Source organism: Candidatus Kaistella beijingensis, assembly GCF_020084865.1.
GTDB lineage: Bacteria > Bacteroidota > Bacteroidia > Flavobacteriales > Weeksellaceae > Kaistella > Kaistella beijingensis.
On the sequence record NZ_CP071953.1, the window covers coordinates 896801 to 916945 of the forward strand.

Genomic DNA, 20145 nt, shown 5'->3' on the forward strand with positions numbered 1-20145 from the left:
TAAAAATGAAATATACATACACAGAAAAAAAAGATACAAGAAGCGGTTTCGGAGCAGGATTGGCGGAACTTGCCGATAAAAATCCAAACGTGGTCGCACTTTGCGCCGACTTAATCGGTTCTTTGAAGATGGAAAAATTCATCGAAAAAGCACCGGAACGCTTTTTCCAAATCGGAATTGCAGAAGCCAACATGATGGGAATTGCAGCCGGTTTAACGATTAACGGAAAAATTCCTTTCACGGGAACTTTTGCCAATTTTTCTACGTCAAGAGTTTATGACCAAATTCGTCAGTCGATTGCGTATTCAAATAAAAATGTAAAGATTTGCGCTTCTCACGCCGGTTTGACTTTGGGAGAAGACGGTGCAACTCACCAAGTTTTGGAAGACATCGGAATGATGAAAATGCTTCCGGGAATGACGGTTATCAACACTTGCGACTACAACCAAACAAAAGCCGCAACTTTGGCGATTGCCGATTTTGAAGGTCCTGTTTATTTGAGATTTGGTCGTCCCGTCGTTCCGGTTTTTATTCCGGAAGATATGAAGTTCGAAATTGGGAAAGGAATTTTACTTCAAGAAGGAAAAGACGTAACCATCGTTGCAACCGGACATTTGGTTTGGGAATCTTTGGTTGCTGCAGATGAACTGGAAAAAGAAGGAATTTCTTGCGAAGTAATTAATATTCACACCATTAAACCTTTGGACGAAGAAATTATTCTTAAATCTGTGGAAAAAACAGGAAGAATTGTTACTGCCGAAGAACACAATTACATCGGAGGTTTAGGCGAATCTGTTGCAGGTATGCTTGCCAGAAAAAGACCTACAATCCAGGAATTTGTTGCGGTGAACGACACTTTCGGGGAATCTGCAACTCCGGCCGAATTAATGAAGAAATATAAAATCGATGCTGCTGCTGTAAAAGAGGCGGTGATGAGGATTTTGGAAAGATAATCGTAAAAAATAAGACCTAACAAGCTTTTAAAAACTTTTTAGGTCTCCTAAATTTTAAAACACGCTTTTTTTAAGGCGTGTTTTTTTTTTGTTAAATTTGGTTTATGAATGAGAAAAATTATAACCGCATTTTCAAAATGTCCTTCGCCTCAGTTTATCCGCATTACGTGACAAAAGTGGAGAAAAAAGGACGAACCATTGCCGAACTTCACGAAGTTATTGTTTGGTTAACGGGATATGATGAAGCGACTTTACATAAAATCATTGCAGACAAAACCAATTTTGAGGATTTCTTTAAGAATGCTCCGCAACTCCATCCTAATGTTTCCAAAATTACGGGCGTCATCTGTGGTTGCCGTGTGGAGGAAATTGAAAATCCTTTAATGCAGAAAATTAGATATTTGGATAAATTGGTGGATGAATTGGCAAAAGGAAAAGTGATGGAAAAGATTTTAAGACCATAATTATTAACCAAAAACTGTTTTCAGGGATTTGTTATTAAGATTTTTTTGCATCAAAATAAACATCCAAAACAGTTGCAAAATAATGAACGGAAAGAAAAAACGGAACTGTCCCGCCGCAGGAAATAAAAAGAACTTCATATAAATATTCACAAAAAGGAGAATGGCAAACAGCTTTTCTTCTTTCTTTTTTCCTAGATAAAGCGAAGCAATCATTAAAATTGATGAGGACAGAATTACTTTTTTCATGTTCAGCAAGTTTCCGAAAGCAACATTGATGTAGTCTCTCCAAGTAAAGTCGGGGTTCTGTTTAGAAATAAAATTCCTTCTGCTGATGAAGGAATCGTAAAACAAATCTTTCCAACCTGGATAATGGTAAAATTTGATGAGGGAAAAATACATCGCGAACAATATCAATGAATACCCAATAATTTTCAAATCAACTTTCTTAGATTTTGAATAATTAACTAACAATTCAAAGAAGAGATAACTTAACCCGAAAATCAAATAATCTGTTCTGATTAAAACTAGACAGACCATCAAAAGAAACCTCAACAATAACGGATACTTCTTTAAATAAGCATAGAAAAAAGCCAGCAAAACCATAAAACCAAACATATCGGGATTTGGTGCGATGGCTAAATCTGAAAAGAGTGGAAGTAAAAAGATGACGAGCGAAAGCGAAAAAACCAACCAAACTCTCTGCGGAAAAATATGTCCCAGAATTAAGAAAACAAAAATTCCTGCAAGAAAACAGCTTAGTAAATTGGTTATCAAAACCGATTTTGGCAAAGAAAATCCCAACTTGTAGAAGAAATCAATTGCGGCAACAAATAAAACTTTAACCCGATAATACGGCAACTGTTCAGAGAATGACTGCGCATTTTCATAATAGGATTGCCTCGCATTATTTCCTTTGATGATATTGGTGAATTCACTTTCTGGAGCTTCCTGTTTTATTGACTGGAACGTGAGTTGATGAACTTTATCGAAATTCCCGGGAAATTCAGCCGCCAAAACACTTCCGACATAGCCCGGTAAATCCCAATCGTAGTTTCGGTTTTCATAATTTTTACAAATACTCCACCCGAAAATCAAAACCAATAACGTAAAAATGCCTTGAGATTTCTTCATCAATTATTTTTTAAAAACAAAATACACCGCCAAAACCAAACAAATACAGGCATAAAGATGATTCATACTAAGTTTGATATTCTTAAACGCAACCACTGCAAAAATCATGAAAACGACCAACGTTATCACTTCCTGGATCACTTTCAGCTGAAACAAACTGAAAGGACCGCCATTCCCCTCAAAACCAATTCTGTTTGCGGGAACTTGGAACATGTACTCAAATAAAGCCAGTCCCCAACTTAAAAAGATGATGGAAAAAATTCCTGCCTTTTTCAGCCAACCCATCTCCTCGAATTTTAAATGTCCGTACCAAGCGAGTGTCATGAAAACGTTGGAAATCACGAGAAATAAAATCGTGAATATGGCTTTGCTCATGATTTATAAATTTTCCCCAAAAATAGGCAAAAAACAAAATCCGCCTCAAAAATTCTGAAACGGATTCTGAAAAAAAACAGTGAAAAATTTAGTTCAGGGTTTTCTCCAAGGCGATTGCTTTCGGGAAAAGAATATTATTCTCTAAATGAATGTGTTTATGCAGATTACTTTCAAAATCTTCCAACATTTTATAAGTGACTTGGTAAGTTCCGCAAGCATCGGCAGGAAATTGATAACTGTTGGTTAATTTCGCCATTTTTTCAAAGCGTTCACCTTCCACCGTATGTTCGTGTTTCATGGAATCTACAGGATTCTCAACGGTTCCGAAACGTGGAGTTTCAAGCTTCTCCCCTTTTCTTTCAGCTTCAACCATTCTTTTGATGAACGGGAAAAGAATCAGTTCTTCTTTCTTCATGTGCGCTGCCAAATCTCGCGCGCTTTCGATGAAAAGAGTGTTGATTTCAAATAATTCAGGATGTCTGTCGCCGTGAACTTTGCAAAGTTTATTCAAGTACGGAATAATCATCTGCGTTTTTTCTTCCACATAACGGTGATGCGTTTTCTCCACATAATCCGCCAATAAATCTAAAGGCCAAGAATTGAAATCTATGTCGGAATTTGTGGAACGATTTGCCACAGTTTCCAAATCTTTATATAAATCTTCAGGATTGATGTTTTTCTTTTCGCAGGCTTCTTCAATGGTTCTGCCGCCTTTACAACAGAAATCGATATGGTATTTTTTAAAAACTTCTGCAGTTCTAAAATCTTCTGCTACAAAATCTCCGATTGTTTTTTCTTGAGTCAACATTTAATACTTGTTTTAAAATTATACCCCAAAGTTAGGTTTAATTTTTAATTCGGACAAATTTATCTTAATTAAAAATAAAAAAAATTATTTCAGCCAAGCTAAGCCGTGTTCCGTTCTTTGAGCAAGGTCGAAAAATGAATATTTCTGCGTCATCATCGCCAAGTTTTCGCGCACAAGTTTAAAATCGTCGTGCACGGGACAAGGATTTTCGGAAGAACATTGATGTAAACCCAATCCGCAATTGGTGAAAATACCGTTTCCATCGATTAAATGAACCACGTCAAAAATCTTCACCTTCTTTTGGTGACTTTCGGTAAATATAAATCCGCCCTGCTTTCCACGAACAGATTCTAAAATATTTGCCCGACAAAGCTGCTGCAAAATTTTCGCTGTGAATGCAACTGGAGCATTTACTGCTTCTGCAACTTCTTTTACATTCACACGTTGGTCGTGCTGACTTTGTTTTGCGATATAAATAGTGGCTTTAATCGCATATTCACAAGCTTTGGAAAACATCTTACTTAAAAAACTGAAATTTAGGAATGATGGCAAGTAAACCCAATCCAATGTACAGGAACATATTGGTTACATCGGTGTACAGAAATGTTGAAAGGTAATAATTATGAAACAAAAAGTGCATTATTAAAGCGATTGGAAATAAATAGACTCCAATTTTTCGGTAGAAAAAAATCAGCACAATTCCTAAAACCATTAGAAAATCAACTGCAAAAATCAGATAGAAATACCATACCGGAATTTCGAGTTCTGCATGTTGGGCGAATTCATCCGCATCAATGCCGATTCCCATTAAAGTAAAAAACAACAGCGCACAAAGCGAGAGAATAAATCCTAGATCTTTTTTCGGACTTTCGTTGGCAAATTCATTCATAATGGTAAAAGTAAAAAAACTTTTGAACAAAATTCAAAAGTTTTAATTATTGTTGATAAAAGTAGGTTTTTAGATAGAAACCGCGTTGATCAACCTGTTTTTGTCAGAAAGGAATTCTTCCATAGAAATCATACTTTCCGTTCTCATAACATCCTGGATATCATCAATTTGGTAGATGATTCTTTTTGCGTCTTCGGTATTTTTCGCTCTTACTTTGCAGAAGATATTGTATTTACCAGAAATCACGCTTGCTTCGATTACGTTTGGAATGGTAGTTAACTCCTTCAAAACTTCCTGGGTTCTGTTTGATTTAGTCAAAAGAATTCCGATGAAAGCAGTGAAATGGTAATCCAGTTTACCATAATCGATATTTAGAGATGAACCCAGAATAATTCCTGCATCTTCCATTTTCTTTACTCTCACGTGGATTGTACCAGCGGAAACGTCCATCTGTTTAGCGATTTCCGTGAAAGGCATTCTTGTATTTTCTACTAAAAAATCTAGGATTTTTTTGTCTATTTCATCAAGTTGATAGTTCATTTTATATATTTTACAATTTTAATATTGATATTCACAAATTTTTGCAAATTTACGAAAAAATATTAAAATTAAAAATTTTAGTTAAATATTAACAACTTTTAACGCAAACTTTATGTTTTGCATTAAAATCGTTATTTTATTGATTATTTTTTGATGGAATCTCTTTTAATTTCAGAATCAGCGGTTTGCGTAGTTTTATCTTTTTTCTTTCTTTTAAAGATGGTATTAAAACTTTTAGTGTACACAACACCGACTCCGTAGCTTTGATTTGCTGCTACATTTCCCCCGGTCGCACCGGTAATTCCAATATTTGATGGTTTTGAATAGGCTCTTAACAAACGAGTCCCGTCATTCTTTTTAGACCAGTCGTATTCAATAATTCCTTCACCCGAAAGATAATTTGCATCGGTATTTTCTGTTTTAGAAATCGGTACACCAAGTCCGGTTTTCACCTTCACTCTTGGCGAAAGCGCAAAACTTACACTTGCATTTGCACGGTCTCCAGAATTGGAACCGGTATCTCCTTTCAGATAATTTAAATCGACCTGAAATTCATTACTAATCGTATTTAAAACCGAACCAAGCTGTTTGAAAAGCATGTTGTATCCTGAAGTTTCAAGCGTATTTCCAAGGTTAATATCAAATGCCGAATTACCTACATTAAAACTGTTCATCACCAAAACTGAACCAAACTGAATCACTTTTTCGTCTTCATTTGACATTTTCTGATCTAAAGTTTCCCGTAAACTACTCGAAACATCTTGTGCAGAAACACCTAATTCAATTTTTGGATTGGTTAAAGTTTGCGTAATTCTGGTTGAAAGTAGAACATTAATTGGCTGCAGACTTCCCATGTTTAGATATTGTCCGGCGTTGGTTACTGTCCTTAAATAAGTTGCATTAATATCCAAATCGGGCGACATCGCATCGCCATCCCAGCGAATCGAGCTGCCTTTCGTAATTTGGAAAGTTCTGTTCAAAATCGCCTTAGAAACGAAAGTTCCGTTGTCCACAAAATAATTTCCGTTCATTGAAATTGCGCCGCTTCTGCTCATCACAAAACGCAACCGATCTGCGTTACCACGAACGGTAATATCTCCGATATCGTCGCCTACCAAAACGTTTACGGTGGTTCCTTTATCCACAGAAAGCGTGAAATCGATGTTCATATTTGCGCTCGATTTTTTCTTGTCTTCCACGGTGATAATTCCTGCATCATCTCTTTTCAGGAATCTCAACATTTTAAATTCTTCCACATTGGAAGTTGAATTCGAATTAAAAGTGAAAACTGAATTATTCAATGCCTTCATTTCCGGAGTGGAAATATTAAGTGCAGAAACAGGTCCATCTACATACAAAGTTCCGTTTCCGTAGATTCTTCCCCAAAATAAGTCGAAATCTTTTTGAGTGGTATTCAGCAACATTAAGTTATCTGCTCTCATTACCAAGTTGACACCCATTGAAGAAATCGTCTCAAACTGAATCGCACCCGAAATGGAACCTTTGGAATTGGTTCTACCATCTTTCACACCGATGTCGTTTAAAATCGCCAAACCTTTGGAAAGTGAAATGACGGTATCGTCAAAAGAATAATCAACTCCCGTGAAATTCAATTTCAAACCAAGCTGTTTCATCGCAATGTCTCCACTGTAATCGATGTCGCTCAACGGTCCCGAAATTTTCAAATCACCCGACGCTTTTCCACGCAGATTCCCGAAAACACCTTTCACAAATTCTTGTGCAAAAGCGAGGTCGAAATCTTTCATTTCCGCAACCAAATTCAAAGTTGGTGAAGAAGTATTGTTGTTGATTGTTCCCGTTAAATGAAGATTGTTATCACCAATAATTCCGGAAGAAGTTACTTTTGCATCCACATCAAAAACATTTGGTACAGCGCTTTTCTGAACATTGATCACGACATTTCCCATATCTTTTCCGTTCATGAAAATATCGGTAATATCTAAATCAACGAGTGGTTCCAAATTATTTTTGTCCATTTTGATATTGAAGGTTCCGTTTGCAGTTCCTTTAATATCCATGCTGTTTTCGGTTTTAGTTAACGCTAAAACTTTCGCAAGAGCAAGATTTTTCACCTCGCCTTCAACAGAGAAATCTTTTGCCGATTTAAAAACAGATTCTTTCACGAGAAGTTCACTCTCATCCGAATAAAGCCGCAGGTTTTGAATAAAGAAATCGCCCGTTTTTTTAAGATAGGTTATCGAATGATTGAGTTCCGGATTGGTATCAACCGTCCATTCCACATCGTTAAATTTCACGGAAGTAGGCTCAAATCGGAATACGTAATCACCCGCAGAATTGGTGGTTTGATTAAGATTTACCGCATATTCTTTCAGTTCCTGCTTTATTTCTTCTTCAGGAGTCCCATGTTTGAAATTTGCTGCAATATGCAGAATTCGGTTGTTTTCGTTATGACCTCTTAAAGTAATATCTTTCAGAATATTTTTGTTGTACTCTACCCGATCAACTTTTGCGAAGATTTGCTCTTGCAGATTCGCCGTATTAATCCGAACCATCAATTGATCCACCATCGCGCTGTCTTTGGTGATTTTGTCGCGTTCGGTGATTTTGTAGGCAGGATTTGCTTTTGCCAAAGCTTTGTCGGCTTCTGTGATTTCCTCTTTTTTGGTCATCACATATTTCAAAGTTTCTGCATCAATATTTAAAATCAAATTGTTGGAATTACCATCATAAGATCCGTTTACAGTTGCACCTTTCGGAAGATGCAGATTCGGCTCAAAATAGCTTACCAATCCCTGTTTCACATCAAAATCCATCGTAAAACTTTGTCCGCGATACACTTTTCTTGGAGGTGGTCCCACTAAAATTTTCCCGATTCCGTTCTGAATCATTCCGCCCAAATCACCAAGATTAAATTTCCCTGCAATTTTTCCGTTAACCGCTCCTGGCGCGTCCACAGAAACGATTCGGTTTCCGTTTTCAAAGAAAGCTTTCACTTTTGCGTTTGGAATGATGTATTTGTTGGTTGCATTAGTGAAGTTTACATTTCGTAAATCAGCATCCAAATTCAGGTCATTGATATTGGTCATCGAAATTTTTCCATCCACCAAACCGGAAACAATTTGAGTTCCTTTTCCACCCGTGAAATAATTGATGTTTAAATGTTTTACGTCCGCAATTACATCTGCAAGAATCCTCGGCTTACTGAAATCGATGAGGCCTTTTACATTGGCTTTCGCCTGTTCATCATTTACGTTGATGATTCCGTTGTATTTTTTATGGTCCAAAAATCCGTCGAGATAAAGATTGTTGATGACTTTATCCATAATCTCAATTTTTGCGATTTGAGATTTGGTTCTTAAACGCATCGTATTCACATCAAAACTTTCGCCCTGTAAATTGAATTTACCCGATATTAAACCCACCGCTTTGCTTTTGGTAATCACAGAAGTATTCAAATCGTTCACTTCTGCATAACCACGATATTTTGGTAGATTCGAACTGTAGTCATCCAAATAAAACTGCGAAATTTTTGCCTGACCAATTCCTGTAATCAATCTTGCATTCGGTACATAAACCTGTTCAGGATTTACTCTTGCTGCACCGTTAAATTTCATTCTGCCAAAATCATCAGCAAAATTTTTCATTTTCGAGGAGATGAAAGTCGGCATCATCGCCTTTAAATCTTTATAGGTAAAATCGGTGGAAATGGTATTGGATTCAATCTGAAAATTTCCTTTCAAAATGTTGGAAACTTTCATCGTATTGGTTCTGATATTGAGGTTTGGATTTCTAATGAGGAAATCGTCCAAATAAAATTTATTCAGCGGCCCCGTCATTTTTCCCGAAATATTGATTGGCTTGTAATTATCCCAATTGGTTACAAAATAACTGATGTCGTACCCGCTAATTTGGCTTCCCTGCAACATTTTTAGATCCCATCGAACTTTGTCTTCGAATTCCGCCCAAGAACCATTGTTGAGATTAAATTTGATATCGCCTTGAAGTAAAGAATGGTCGGTATTAAACGTCAAATCTTTTAATGATAGAAATTCTTTTGTTAAAGCCAGATCTCCCGAAAATGTATCGACATTGTGTTTTTTGCCCCATCTTTCGGTGGTAAATCTAAAATTGTTGATTTGTGCAAAAACGTTGGAACCGTTCACTTTCAACTCAGGAACGATAAGATTTACGTTATTTGCCATTAACCATTTTCCCTCGTCACCTTCATGGTTTTGGTTGATAATGGAAACTTTGGAGTCGTTGATGAAAATTCTTGATTTCAATTCAAACGGCGGCTTCTTTGGATCGGAAGGACCACCTTCAAACAACTCGATAAAACGGACAAAATTTGAAATGGAATCTCCTTTATAAGTGACCACTTTTAAATCCAAATTTTTGAGCGCCAAGGACTGAAACTGCATATTTCGGGAATCACTGATAATAGAAAACCAATCTGAATCTGCGTATAACTGTCGTGCCTTAATAAACTTTAAACCTTTATAATCCTTAATAGATACATTGTGAATATATACGTCACCGAAATAATTCACATCTACGCGATCAAAAGACATCTGTGATTTTAAGTTCTCGTTCAGTTTAGTGATGACTTTTTGTGCAGCCCAATTTTTGGTCGCAGGAAGATTAATGATAACTACAAATGCAAGAAAAAGAACCAACCCTGTCCAAAAAACCACCAATAGAAGTTTTGCCCACCATTTGTAGTTGGTGACGTCTTTTGCAGCCTGTTCTACAAATTCACCTGCAGTTTCTACGGGATGTGTAATGGCATCAGAAGCAAGATTTGCAGCATCCTTCACGGTTTCTTTCACCGTTTGCTGCACATTCTCTACGCCTTTCTGCACGGAATCGCCGATGTTTTCTGCAACAGATTTTTTGTTTTCGTTATCGTTATTATTCTTTAAATTTGCCATTTATGAACGAGTCAATAATTTTAGGGATCGAATCCTCGTGCGACGATACTTCTGCAGCGGTCATCCGCGGGAACAAAATCCTCTCCAACATTGCAGCCAATCAAGAAATCCACAACGAATATGGTGGAGTTGTTCCAGAGTTGGCTTCAAGAGCGCATCAGCAAAATATTATTCCTGTTGTAGAAAAAGCAGTCAATAAAGCAAATATACAACAAAAAGATATTTCTGCCATTGGATTTACGCGTGGTCCGGGACTTTTGGGTTCGTTACTTGTGGGAACTTCCTTCGCAAAATCTTTATCGATGAGTCTGAATGTCCCTTTAATTGAAGTAAACCACCTGCAAGCACACATTTTAGCACACTTCATCGAGGATGCAAATATTATGCCCCCAAAATTCCCTTTTTTGTGTTTAACCGTTTCCGGCGGACATACGATGATTGTCCTGGTTAAGGATTATTTCGATATGGAAATCATCGGAAAAACTACTGATGATGCGGCAGGAGAAGCGTTCGACAAGATTGGAAAAATTTTCGAGCTCGATTATCCTGCAGGTCCAATTGTTGACAGATTAGCAAAAAACGGCGACGAAAATTCATTTAAATTTAATAAACCGCGATTAGAAAATTACGATTATTCTTTCAGTGGAATTAAAACTTCGGTGCTTTATTTCATTCAAAAGGAATTGAAAAAAAATCCTGATTTCATTAAAGAAAATCTTGAAAATCTTTGTGCTTCCGTTCAGAAATCCATTGTTGAAATTTTAATGGAAAAGTTAGAAAAAGCAGCCAAAGATTTTGAAATTAAAGACGTTGCCATTGCAGGTGGAGTTTCTGCCAATTCAGGTTTGAGGGAGGCGATGAAGAAAAATGAAGAAAAATTAGGTTGGAATATCTACATCCCGAAATTTGAATACACGACAGATAACGCCGCAATGATTGCAATGGTTGCACAACTGAAATATGAACGGGGAGAATTTGCAGAATTATCGATTTCTGCAACGGCGAGATATGAACTGGATTGATCAGGGGTTTTTGATAAGATTTTGAATTTTGAATGTTGAATATTGAATTCTTTGCATGAAATTATTTTTTGGAAATATTGAAAACGGGAAAGTTGAAATCAACGATGAAGAACAGCAACACATCGTGAAAGTGCTTCGTATGCGTGAAGGTGAAGAAATTTTCGTCACTGATGGTAAGGGAAATCTGACAAAAGGAAATCTCGTTTTTGAAGGGAAAAAAGTTTCTTTAGATGTTTCGGAAATCCAAGAAAATCTTCCTGATTTTCCGACCAAACTTCATATTGCAATCGCTCCGACAAAAAACATCGACCGAATTGAATTTTTTGTAGAAAAAGCTACAGAAATGGGCATTTCGGAAATCACTTTAATTCAAACCGAAAAAACAGAAAGAAAAAATCTTAATATTGAAAAACTTCGGAAACAGAGTGTTGCAGCTTCTAAACAGAGTTTGCGTTTTTATTTTCCCATTATTCATGACTTGACGAAGTTTTCAGATTTCATTAAAACTTTAGATCCTGAAACGAGTTTTGTGGCACATTGCAATGAAAATTTGGAAAGGATTGATTTAAAAACGCTTCGAAACTTTCCCAATAAAATTTTAAATCAAGAAAAAGGTTTTGGAAATGATGCTGTAATGATGCTTCGAGAACCTCAGCATGACAAAACTAAAAATCCAAACGAAATCACATTTTTAATCGGTCCTGAAGGAGATTTTTCGGATAAAGAAATCCAACTTTTGGCGGATAAAGGAATTAAAGCAGTCTCGCTTGGGAACCAGCGATTGCGAACGGAAACTGCGGGAATTTTTGTGGCGGCTTGGAATTACTTTCAAACAATTAGCTAATTTTTTTGCCACGAATACACCAATGTATTTATTCGTGCATTCGCGGCACTACAAATTCTAGTCAAATTTTTTCCGTTCCCGCAGATATTTTTCCAAAATCTCTTCCCCGCTTCTGATGGAATTTACCGCCCATCGAACCTTCATTTTCCACAATTTTTCTTCCGAAAGTTTGTAGTCGATATTAGATTTGATAAGTTTCTGTTTGAGTTCATAAACACAAATCGCAGCTGCAACCGAAACATTAAAACTTTTTGTAAATCCATACATCGGAATGGCTAAAGTTTCATCCGCAAAATCTAAAATTTCATCGGTAACTCCTTCCAGTTCGGTTCCGAAAACCAAAGCGACGGGTTCATTCATTTGATAATCGGGAAGCATCGTTGCGTTGTTTTCAGGTGAAACTGCTAGAATCTTGTAGCCTCGGTTTTTGATTTCCTTCAAAGAATCTAAATGATGGGGAAGTTTTTCTACTTCCACCCAATTTTCTGCACCTTTTGTCACGCGCAAATTTGGGTTGAAAACATTATCGCTTTCCATCGCCACAATTTTGTGGAAACCGCATGCTTCAACGGAACGCACAATTGCAGCCGCATTCCGGAACTGATACACATCTTCCATCACCGGTAAAACGAAATCGGAACTTTCTGCCGCGAAATGTTCAATTTTTCGCAAACGTTCGTCGGTTAGGAACTGTTTGAGGTATTCGAAGGTTTCGCGATTTTTCATGGCCCAAAAATAAGGGAAATTAAGCTGCTGCAAAAATCAAACTCTAAAACCGCAAAAGTCACAAAAGTTCTGTGTGTTTTTCCATAATTTTTTTTTAAAAAAACTTGAGAAGTAAACAAAGGAACAATTAAAGATTTTTGGTGGCGCGAGCGAAGCGAGCGCCGAAAAGTGTAAAATTTTTGTGTTTAGAAGACAATAACTTCAGTTTCATAACGAAACCCGCGATAGGGATTGCAGCGGAAATCCCACAGTAAGCGTCGGAAAATTTTGAGTGTTGGTAGTAAGCGGCTGCACGAGGAATTGCAGCGGAAAGCCCGCTTTTTTAAATTTTTTGCTGTGGCAAAAGCGTGGGGAAATTTAAAAAAATCGCCCAATAATTATGATTTTCAAGTTTCTATTAAAAAGTTTAATTTTAAGGCATGAAATTGCCAACCAGAACTCGAATATTCCTAATCAAGCAATTGCATTGGACCAAAAAGTAAAATGAAAATCTTCAAATGAAACGAAAAGTACTCCTCATCTACACCGGCGGAACAATCGGGATGGAAAAAGATTATGAATCAGGAAGTTTGGTTCCTTTTGATTTCTCGAATATCTTCAAGAAAATTCCGGAAATGAAATTGATTGAGTGTGAAGTTTCGGTTCATCCCTTCAAAAAGCCGCTCGATTCTTCGGATATGGGTCCAAATGAGTGGAAAATTATCGCCAACTACATCGGCAAAAATTATGAGAAATATGACGGATTCCTGATTCTTCACGGAACTGATACGATGTCTTACACCGCATCTGCATTGAGTTTCATGTTAAAAAATTTGAGAAAACCCGTGATTCTTACAGGTTCGCAATTGCCGATTGGAGATTTGAGGACGGATGCAAAGGAAAATCTTTTGACAAGTCTTTATTATGCAAGTTTGTACGAAAATGATGAAGCGGTCATTCAAGAAGTTGCGGTTTATTTTGAATATAAATTGTTGCGTGGGAATAGAACTTTGAAGTATTCCGCGGAATATTTTGATGCATATCGATCGCCAAATTATCCGGTTTTAGGACAATCGGGAGTTCATCTGAAAGTGGAAAAGGATTTGTTGTTAAGACCGAAAACTGACGCTGAATTTACGGTAGACGACCATATTTCGCGGGATGTTTTGTTTTGGCGAATTTTCCCGGGAATGCATTTGGATCATTTTTCAGAAATTCCGAATATGAAGGTTTTGATTTTGCAGGTTTTTGGTTCTGGAACTATTTTTAATACTGAAAAGACACAGCAAATTTTAAAGTTTCTGCGTGAAAGAGGTACTGAAATAGTGGTGGTTTCGCAATGTGTTTCGGGTGGAATCTCTTTTGGAAAATACTCCAATTCCAATATTTTCAACACAATCGGTGCAATTAGCGGACATGATATCACGGCTGAAAGTGCGATAACCAAAGCGATGCATCTTTTGGAAAATCCTAATTACGAAGGAAGTTTTTCAGAGAATTTTTCTAAAAGTCTTTGCGGGGAAGTAACAGAATGAGAACTTTTGTTTGAGGTTTTGAGGGTGGGAATATAATCCTGAAAATCTTGATTTAAAATAATTGTCGTTAAAAATATATAAACGTACATAACTCCAAGAAAACACTTTTGTTATTCACCAAAAAAGACTATTTTTGCAGTCTTCAATTAGAGAGGTGTCCGAGTGGTTGAAGGAGCCAGCCTGGAAAGTTGGTATACGGGTAACTGTATCGAGGGTTCGAATCCCTTCCTCTCTGCTATTATTGACTGTAATCCACTGTTTTTCAGTGGATTATTTATTTAAACAGGTTCGCTTACCCCACCAATTCCCATTTTTTCCCATAAGTAATCATTAACAATCTTAAAAATACTTTTAATCTCTGATAATTGTGTTTCTACATGTTAATTGTTTTGAGACAAATTCTTTAGACTCATTTCAAGCCTTTTAATAAAAATCAAAATTGAAAAATTTTATGCCTATTTCTCTAATTTTCATCAATTCTTACAAAGGTTTTTAATTCATTTACATATGTAATTCGCCCAGTTAAACCGAAAATTATATTTTCCTCATTACTTATTGGAGACTTGTTAAACCGCTTTTTAAACACTATATCAAGGGCATATAAATATAATCCTTGACGATGCACCCCGTAGATTGCTTTTTGGCTGTTATAGGCATTCACAAGCTCCAAATTCGTGTAATTTTCAAATCTTTCAATATAATTTATGATTTCGGCTTTGTCGCCTTGTCTTTGCGTGTATACGTGTTTCATGTGTTTGTTTATTTGTGCTAAAGCAGGTGTGGAATAAATGGATTTTTGAACTTCCGAATCTTTTATTTTGTTATAAAAATTTTCTTTGTTCTTTGATGTGATAATGTCTTGTGGAATTCCTATTTTTAGAAACCAATTATACTTATTGATGATAATTCTCTCAACATGATAATAGGAAAGAAATTTAGATTCTTCCGCTTCTGTTAAGAATTCGCTGCGATAACTTTTGATTATTATATCTGCATAAAGTTGATTGTGTTTCAACTTTTGGTAGGGAAACTCTGATAAGTAATGGCTGTTTTGCCTGGTTGTAAATGTAAATCTCAGAAATGCTGGAACTTCAACTTTGTCAACTTCCAATAGGTTTTTCAAATCTTCAACTTCACAAACAGTAAATTCTTTGTAATCAATCCTGCAATAATCCAAATGAGGATGATACAAAATCTTAAAAATTTTGTCAGAAGTGTTATTTAACGGTAATGTGCAAAAGAATTTTTGATAAAGTTTGGATAACATAATTTTCTTATTTTAAGTTTAATAAGCCCATCGTAAACCACCGTGGAATGTTAAATCTCGGTTGGTGAATCATTTGATTCGTCTTGATGACATCGCAAATATAATAACTTTATTTGAAATCTTTTTGTATTTCTGAAACCTTTTCAAGTCCACTTCCGGATGCAGCGGTTTTCCATTTTCAATATGCTCATAAAGTTCGCGAGAAAAATAGCATCCATTCAAAATCCCTCTTGCGCCCAAACCGTTGAAAACGTAGAAATTTTCATGCTTTGGATGTCTTCCTATAATTGGTCTTCGATCTTTTACGGTTGGCCGAAAGCCAAATTCTATTTCTTCCACTTCAAAATCGTGGGGATAGAATTCGCACAGTCCGTTAATGAGCTGCTCTTTTGCAGAATCGTCAATCTTATGGTGAAGTTGGTCACGGTCGTAAGTTCCGCCGTAATAGTAAGAATTATTTTTTAGTGGAAATAAAAAGTGCTTTTTCTTTAGTGTTAATTGAAACGGAAGTGGTCTTGAAAGTTTAACTTTCAGATGATGCCCTTTATTGGGAACAACTGGAATTTCGGAAAAATAAGGATTTTCCTTCACACCCATTCCTTCACAGAATACAATGTTTTTAAACTGAAAATCTTTGTATAAATGTTCCTGAAGTTTTGAATAATGGAACCTTTCTTGAATAAGAAGCTTATTTTCTGTCAAATATTCATTAAAGTCGCTAAAAAAATCAGCTACATTTAAACGTGCAGATTCATTGACGACACCACTTTGAAACCTGTTTTTTACGGTATCTAAATCTTTAAAATACTTATTTAGAAACAACTTTAAGTCCTGGTGTTCGGCTTTCTTTAACCAAAGTTCTTTCTCTTTTTCGTCATGAAATATGCGATGGATATTTTCTTGGATTAAATAGTTTTGACCAGTGTAGTTTTCAATTTCACTCAATGTTTTTTTTAATAGATCTATTTGCTCTTCTGCCAACCAAAAAGTAGTGAACTTCTTCAAAACGACTGGATTAATGATTCCTGCCGAAACTTGAGAAGCACTTTTTCTATCATCGGAAAAAATCACAAATGATTTATTATTCATAATAAGTTGGTGTGCAAAGAAAAACCCCGCATAACCGCCACCAACAATAATGTAATCTACATTTCTCATCGCATAATTTAATCAAAAAAAACCTGAGTAAAGGTACTCAGGTTTTCTATAATTTTCAAATGAAATTTTAGTAATTCCACATATCGTTTTCCATTTGCAGGATTTGCGCTTTCAGCCTTTCGCTTTCCTCCAACTGTGAATCTGCGTCACGAGGAATATAATCCTTTATTACCCCGTTTCCTAAACCATTATCTGTTTTGTAGATGACAGTAGAAAATCTTCTTGCATTCAATAAATCATCAAAAGTAATATCAGAGGACAAGTTTTTATTGTTGAAAGCTACAGAGTTTGCAAGAACTTCACGAGCATCTGGATAATACACCCAGAACAAATCGATTAATTCATCTTTAGCTGCCAAAGGTTGTCCATCTGGTCCGTATTGTCCCATTGTAGAAGGATCTTGCCCCATTGCTGCAATTCCCAAAAGTCTGTATTTCATTTGGCTGTCTCTTCTATCGATATACCACATTCCTTTGATTTTCAAAACCTTTACGTTTTCAGTTTTGGTTTCGTACACGTTGGTAAATTCTTTCTTTTCTTCATCTGTCAATTTTCCCGCTTCATTCAACCGATCGATTCCGGCGTCGCTCATTACTTCATTCTTGATTCTTGCCTGAATTGCGTCTGGACTTAATCTTGTAGTAAAAAGTTCATCATCATAAACTTCCTTAATTCTTCCATCGTTAATTGCATCGAAAAGAATTTGATATAAAGATTTATTTTGAGAAACTAAACCATCCTCGTTATGATAAAAAGGTTGATTAATTTTATCATTCATATCAATAATCTCCCAAACCACTGTACTTTTTAAGATATCATGATCTTCGATGAAACCATATTTAAGCGGAGTAACTTTGGTAGAAACCATCGAATCGCCCTGTTTCATCATTCCCATTTCTCTATATTTTCTAAAGGATTCTGGTGATTTCGCATTCAAAATCGACATAGAGGTAATTGGGGTGTCATCTACTGCCGCACCTTGTGCAGGAGTTTCAACCACGGGAGCTTCAACAACAGGAGCTTCAGGTTTTGGAGCTACAGCAGTTGTTTTTGCTTTTGCTTTTCTTTTCGGTTTCCTTTTGGTTTGAGCTTGTGCTGAAAAAAAGCTCAAAGCCATAATTAATAATATGAATTTTTTCATTGCAATTTTTTTATACTAATGACAGATAAAATATCAAATCAATAACGTAATTATTGTACGTTTATTATCACCGGCGGAATTTGTTTCAGAGCTTGTCCACCTAGACCTGTTGCAGTTGCGGAAATATTAAATACGGCAGCAATATCACCAGACCTTAAGTTTTTAGTTAAAGCAGCTACAGAAGCCATAGAATTTCCTGTAACCATCATTGCAGCCCTACCTGGAACTTTAAACATAAAGCTGTTAACTGTAAAGCTAACCGGGAAATCGAAATCCGGCATTGCTACAGCCACTTTTTGATTAGGTATTGAGCTTGCAGGCATTGAAACAACATTTTTACCCTGAACTTGACCTTGTGGTGGTGGAACATTTTTAACTCTGAAATCGAAAGATTGTGAAATGGTACCTCCCTTGGGATCACGACCAGAAATTGTAAGTTTTACTACATTTCCAGCTCCTGGAGAAACGATCCATTTTCCACCGCTTCCGCTAACTGAAGCTCCCGAAGCTGACAGAGAAATCCCTGCCATATCTGCACCAAGTATTGAACCTGAAACTGGATTCGGTAAACCACGGTAAAGTACGTTCATCTTGTCTGCTGTTACAATTGCTCCCTTTTGAGCTTTCAACTCTTGAGCTCCTGCGATAACTTTGTACGTGTGGTCGTACGGAAGAGATATTGATTTTCCATTAACATCTGTGAACGAAATTGTTCCACTAAATTTATGGTCTCCTAAAGCACTTGTGTTTAAATTAGTAGAACCTAAACCATTCTGAACACTCAATCCAGGCATGGATAATCCCGGAACATTGCTTGAGTAGTTCCCAATAGCAACAGTTGCAGGAGCAGCTTCACCTTGTATAATGGTTGAAGGAGCGGAGACAATAGCTTTGTATGAATCGAACTTAATATCTGCATCAACTTTTTCTTGAAGCATCGCCATTAAAGCATCAGATTGCAAATTTCTTGCTTCGGACTGTATAACTTCTAGATTAGATAGTGCAGCGATCAATGGTTGACCATAGAATTTGTATTGAAGCCAATTTTTGTTTTTGATGGTTTTTCCTTTTTCAAATTCTGTTGCTAAGTTTTTTGTAGCTCTAGGAACCAGTGTCTTACTCATTTCAGCGTTCGAACCGAAAGTAGCACTAATAAAATCCTTTAAATCTGCCATTTTTGCTTTAAGATCTGCAGAAGTTTTTGAAGGTTTGGTTTCATCTGCACCATCAAAAAACTTTTTAGATGAAGGTTCAGTATTATTCAAAGTTGCGAAGTTATCCGTAACATCTACACCTTCTGTAAAACCGGCGTCTTTTTTCAAATCTGCTTTAATTCCCTCAATAAACGAAACCAGGTCGTTTGTTTTTGCTTTTAATCCTCTATACTGTTCGAGAGGTTGCGCATAGGTATCGGGAGTATTAGCTGCTTTTGCTTCTAATGTTTTTTCAAAAATTTTATCATTTTTTTGTTCTACCAAACCTCTTGTATCGGTAAGAGTTTGATTGGTATCGTTATATGATCTGATGATTTCCTGGTCGATCTGCATTGCAAGCATCGCGATGAAGACCAGATACATCAGGTTAATCATCTTCTGACGAGGGGTCTGTTTTCCTTGTGCCATTTCTAGTAAATTTTGTTAATAATTTTAAATTTTAAATATAAATGGTTAGAAAACTATGATTTCATTGCACTAAGCATTCCGCCGTAAACTCTGTTAAGATTATTTAAGTTAGAAGTTAATCCTGATAATTCCTCGTTGAATTTTTCTGAGTGAGCTGCAGACTTCTGCATATCTTCCACATATTTTTTACTGTACTCGGTTTGTTCTTTTCCGTGTGCCAATTGTAAAGCGTAAAGAGCATTCATACTTTCCAAATGACTCGCAGCCAACATCAACTGATCGTTGTATTTGCTTGTAGCAGAAGATACATCAACTGTTTGGTTAATTTGGTCAACTGAGCTAGAGAATTTGTCAATTCCTGTTCTTAATCTTTCGAATAAATCCACATCCAATTTAGCGTCTGCAAGCATTTTGTCTAACTTATCTGATAGTGAAGTTTCTAATTCTTTTACTTCAGCTGATTGGAAACCTAAAGTAGAATGTTTAGGATTTGGTTTAGCATCTTTATCTAATAATTCTGGATATACATTTTCCCATGCATAAGATTCTTCTGTTTTTGGTGCATCAAATGCAAAAATGGTGAAGATAATTGCTTCTGTAATCAATCCAATTGCTAAAACCATATTACCAGAAATTGGACCCAAACTCCAGTGAGTCAACTTGAAAAGAGCTCCTAAGATTACGATGGCTGCTCCAATTGAGTAGATAAAATTGTACGTTGCTTCTTTAGTTTTGAACATGTTTTTGAATTTTTTTAATAGTTAAAAATTATTATTTG

General features: G+C 36.2%; 18 protein-coding genes, 1 tRNA gene and 1 riboswitch. Of the genes, 6 read left to right on the forward strand and 13 right to left on the reverse strand.

Features of this window, described 5'->3' with window-relative positions; all coding sequences use genetic code 11:
* The first annotated feature begins 5 nt into the window (after nt 1-5).
* Nucleotides 6-953 carry a transketolase family protein gene (locus J4771_RS04155; RefSeq protein ID WP_224136727.1) on the forward strand — a complete coding sequence of 316 codons (948 nt, stop codon included), beginning with the start codon at nt 6-8 and terminating at the stop codon, nt 951-953.
* A gap of 104 nt (nt 954-1057) precedes the next feature.
* Entirely contained in the window at nt 1058-1417 is a 360-nt protein-coding gene (locus J4771_RS04160; protein WP_224136729.1) for a DUF2200 domain-containing protein, read from the forward strand.
* A gap of 3 nt (nt 1418-1420) precedes the next feature.
* Here J4771_RS04160 and J4771_RS04165 read toward each other — a convergent pair whose 3' ends face one another.
* From J4771_RS04165 to J4771_RS04195, 7 genes are all read right to left on the reverse strand, one after another.
* Entirely contained in the window at nt 1421-2548 is a 1128-nt protein-coding gene (locus J4771_RS04165; RefSeq protein WP_224136731.1) for a hypothetical protein, read from the reverse strand.
* Nucleotides 2549-2551: 3 nt separating this feature from the next.
* Nucleotides 2552-2923, reverse strand: a complete 372-nt coding sequence (locus tag J4771_RS04170; protein WP_224136741.1) for a DMT family protein — start codon at nt 2921-2923, stop codon at nt 2552-2554.
* 88 nt (nt 2924-3011) lie between these two features.
* Entirely contained in the window at nt 3012-3731 is a 720-nt protein-coding gene (ric, locus tag J4771_RS04175; protein WP_224136743.1) for an iron-sulfur cluster repair di-iron protein, read from the reverse strand.
* An 84-nt stretch (nt 3732-3815) separates the two neighbouring features.
* Nucleotides 3816-4247 (reverse strand): RrF2 family transcriptional regulator, encoded by a 432-nt coding sequence (locus J4771_RS04180; RefSeq protein ID WP_224136745.1) that lies wholly within the window; start codon nt 4245-4247, stop codon nt 3816-3818.
* A 1-nt stretch (nt 4248) separates the two neighbouring features.
* Nucleotides 4249-4650, reverse strand: a complete 402-nt coding sequence (locus tag J4771_RS04185; RefSeq protein ID WP_224136747.1) for a hypothetical protein — start codon at nt 4648-4650, stop codon at nt 4249-4251.
* A 39-nt stretch (nt 4651-4689) separates the two neighbouring features.
* The gene (locus J4771_RS04190) at nt 4690-5160 is read right to left on the reverse strand and encodes an Lrp/AsnC family transcriptional regulator (protein WP_224136748.1); all 471 of its coding nucleotides are present in this window, start codon (nt 5158-5160) and stop codon (nt 4690-4692) included.
* A gap of 143 nt (nt 5161-5303) precedes the next feature.
* On the reverse strand, nt 5304-10073 hold the full coding sequence (locus J4771_RS04195) for a translocation/assembly module TamB domain-containing protein (RefSeq protein ID WP_224136749.1): 4770 nt from the start codon (nt 10071-10073) through the stop codon (nt 5304-5306).
* Nucleotides 10074-10075: 2 nt separating this feature from the next.
* Here J4771_RS04195 and tsaD point away from each other — a divergent pair, with 2 nt between their 5' ends.
* Nucleotides 10076-11095: a tRNA (adenosine(37)-N6)-threonylcarbamoyltransferase complex transferase subunit TsaD gene (gene tsaD, locus J4771_RS04200; protein ID WP_224136750.1), complete on the forward strand. Its 1020-nt coding sequence runs from the start codon at nt 10076-10078 to the stop codon at nt 11093-11095.
* Nucleotides 11096-11150: 55 nt separating this feature from the next.
* Entirely contained in the window at nt 11151-11939 is a 789-nt protein-coding gene (locus J4771_RS04205) for an RsmE family RNA methyltransferase (protein ID WP_224136751.1), read from the forward strand.
* Nucleotides 11940-11996: 57 nt separating this feature from the next.
* On the opposite strand, the gene J4771_RS04210 is transcribed toward J4771_RS04205, so the two are convergent.
* A complete protein-coding gene (locus J4771_RS04210; RefSeq protein WP_224136752.1) occupies nt 11997-12665 on the reverse strand; it encodes a TrmH family RNA methyltransferase in 669 nt (222 codons plus the stop codon).
* A gap of 497 nt (nt 12666-13162) precedes the next feature.
* Here J4771_RS04210 and J4771_RS04215 point away from each other — a divergent pair, with 497 nt between their 5' ends.
* Both J4771_RS04215 and J4771_RS04220 read left to right on the forward strand, forming a co-directional pair.
* Nucleotides 13163-14179, forward strand: a complete 1017-nt coding sequence (locus J4771_RS04215) for an asparaginase (RefSeq protein ID WP_224136753.1) — start codon at nt 13163-13165, stop codon at nt 14177-14179.
* A gap of 148 nt (nt 14180-14327) precedes the next feature.
* A tRNA-Ser gene (locus J4771_RS04220) sits at nt 14328-14414 on the forward strand.
* 228 nt (nt 14415-14642) lie between these two features.
* On the opposite strand, the gene J4771_RS04225 is transcribed toward J4771_RS04220, so the two are convergent.
* From J4771_RS04225 to porL, 5 genes are all read right to left on the reverse strand, one after another.
* A complete protein-coding gene (locus J4771_RS04225) occupies nt 14643-15446 on the reverse strand; it encodes a hypothetical protein (protein ID WP_224136754.1) in 804 nt (267 codons plus the stop codon).
* A riboswitch (SAM-I-IV-variant riboswitch) is annotated at nt 15437-15541 on the reverse strand. It overlaps the preceding gene by 10 nt.
* Entirely contained in the window at nt 15516-16604 is a 1089-nt protein-coding gene (locus J4771_RS04230; protein ID WP_224136755.1) for an NAD(P)/FAD-dependent oxidoreductase, read from the reverse strand. (Overlaps the previous riboswitch by 26 nt.)
* A 67-nt stretch (nt 16605-16671) precedes the next feature.
* Nucleotides 16672-17550 (reverse strand): type IX secretion system ring subunit PorN/GldN, encoded by an 879-nt coding sequence (gene porN, locus J4771_RS04235; protein WP_224137767.1) that lies wholly within the window; start codon nt 17548-17550, stop codon nt 16672-16674.
* A gap of 245 nt (nt 17551-17795) precedes the next feature.
* The gene (gene porM / locus J4771_RS04240; RefSeq protein WP_224136756.1) at nt 17796-19367 is read right to left on the reverse strand and encodes a type IX secretion system motor protein PorM/GldM; all 1572 of its coding nucleotides are present in this window, start codon (nt 19365-19367) and stop codon (nt 17796-17798) included.
* 53 nt (nt 19368-19420) lie between these two features.
* Nucleotides 19421-20107 carry a type IX secretion system motor protein PorL/GldL gene (gene porL, locus J4771_RS04245; RefSeq protein ID WP_224136758.1) on the reverse strand — a complete coding sequence of 229 codons (687 nt, stop codon included), beginning with the start codon at nt 20105-20107 and terminating at the stop codon, nt 19421-19423.
* Between the last annotated feature and the right edge of the window lie 38 nt (nt 20108-20145).

Excerpts from the sequence above, each read along its gene's own strand:
- J4771_RS04155 (WP_224136727.1), top strand. The coding sequence starts at position 6 with ATGAAATATACATACACAGAAAAAAAAGATACAAGAAGCGGTTTCGGA.
- J4771_RS04160 (WP_224136729.1), top strand. The coding sequence starts at position 1,058 with ATGAATGAGAAAAATTATAACCGCATTTTCAAAATGTCCTTCGCCTCA.
- J4771_RS04165 (WP_224136731.1), bottom strand. The coding sequence starts at position 2,548 with ATGAAGAAATCTCAAGGCATTTTTACGTTATTGGTTTTGATTTTCGGG.
- J4771_RS04170 (WP_224136741.1), bottom strand. The coding sequence starts at position 2,923 with ATGAGCAAAGCCATATTCACGATTTTATTTCTCGTGATTTCCAACGTT.
- ric (WP_224136743.1), bottom strand. The coding sequence starts at position 3,731 with ATGTTGACTCAAGAAAAAACAATCGGAGATTTTGTAGCAGAAGATTTT.
- J4771_RS04180 (WP_224136745.1), bottom strand. The coding sequence starts at position 4,247 with ATGTTTTCCAAAGCTTGTGAATATGCGATTAAAGCCACTATTTATATC.
- J4771_RS04190 (WP_224136748.1), bottom strand. The coding sequence starts at position 5,160 with ATGAACTATCAACTTGATGAAATAGACAAAAAAATCCTAGATTTTTTA.
- J4771_RS04195 (WP_224136749.1), bottom strand. The coding sequence starts at position 10,073 with ATGGCAAATTTAAAGAATAATAACGATAACGAAAACAAAAAATCTGTT.
- tsaD (WP_224136750.1), top strand. The coding sequence starts at position 10,076 with ATGAACGAGTCAATAATTTTAGGGATCGAATCCTCGTGCGACGATACT.
- J4771_RS04205 (WP_224136751.1), top strand. The coding sequence starts at position 11,151 with ATGAAATTATTTTTTGGAAATATTGAAAACGGGAAAGTTGAAATCAAC.
- J4771_RS04210 (WP_224136752.1), bottom strand. The coding sequence starts at position 12,665 with ATGAAAAATCGCGAAACCTTCGAATACCTCAAACAGTTCCTAACCGAC.
- J4771_RS04215 (WP_224136753.1), top strand. The coding sequence starts at position 13,163 with ATGAAACGAAAAGTACTCCTCATCTACACCGGCGGAACAATCGGGATG.
- J4771_RS04225 (WP_224136754.1), bottom strand. The coding sequence starts at position 15,446 with ATGTTATCCAAACTTTATCAAAAATTCTTTTGCACATTACCGTTAAAT.
- J4771_RS04230 (WP_224136755.1), bottom strand. The coding sequence starts at position 16,604 with ATGAGAAATGTAGATTACATTATTGTTGGTGGCGGTTATGCGGGGTTT.
- porN (WP_224137767.1), bottom strand. The coding sequence starts at position 17,550 with ATGTCGATTTTGAATGCGAAATCACCAGAATCCTTTAGAAAATATAGA.
- porM (WP_224136756.1), bottom strand. The coding sequence starts at position 19,367 with ATGGCACAAGGAAAACAGACCCCTCGTCAGAAGATGATTAACCTGATG.
- porL (WP_224136758.1), bottom strand. The coding sequence starts at position 20,107 with ATGTTCAAAACTAAAGAAGCAACGTACAATTTTATCTACTCAATTGGA.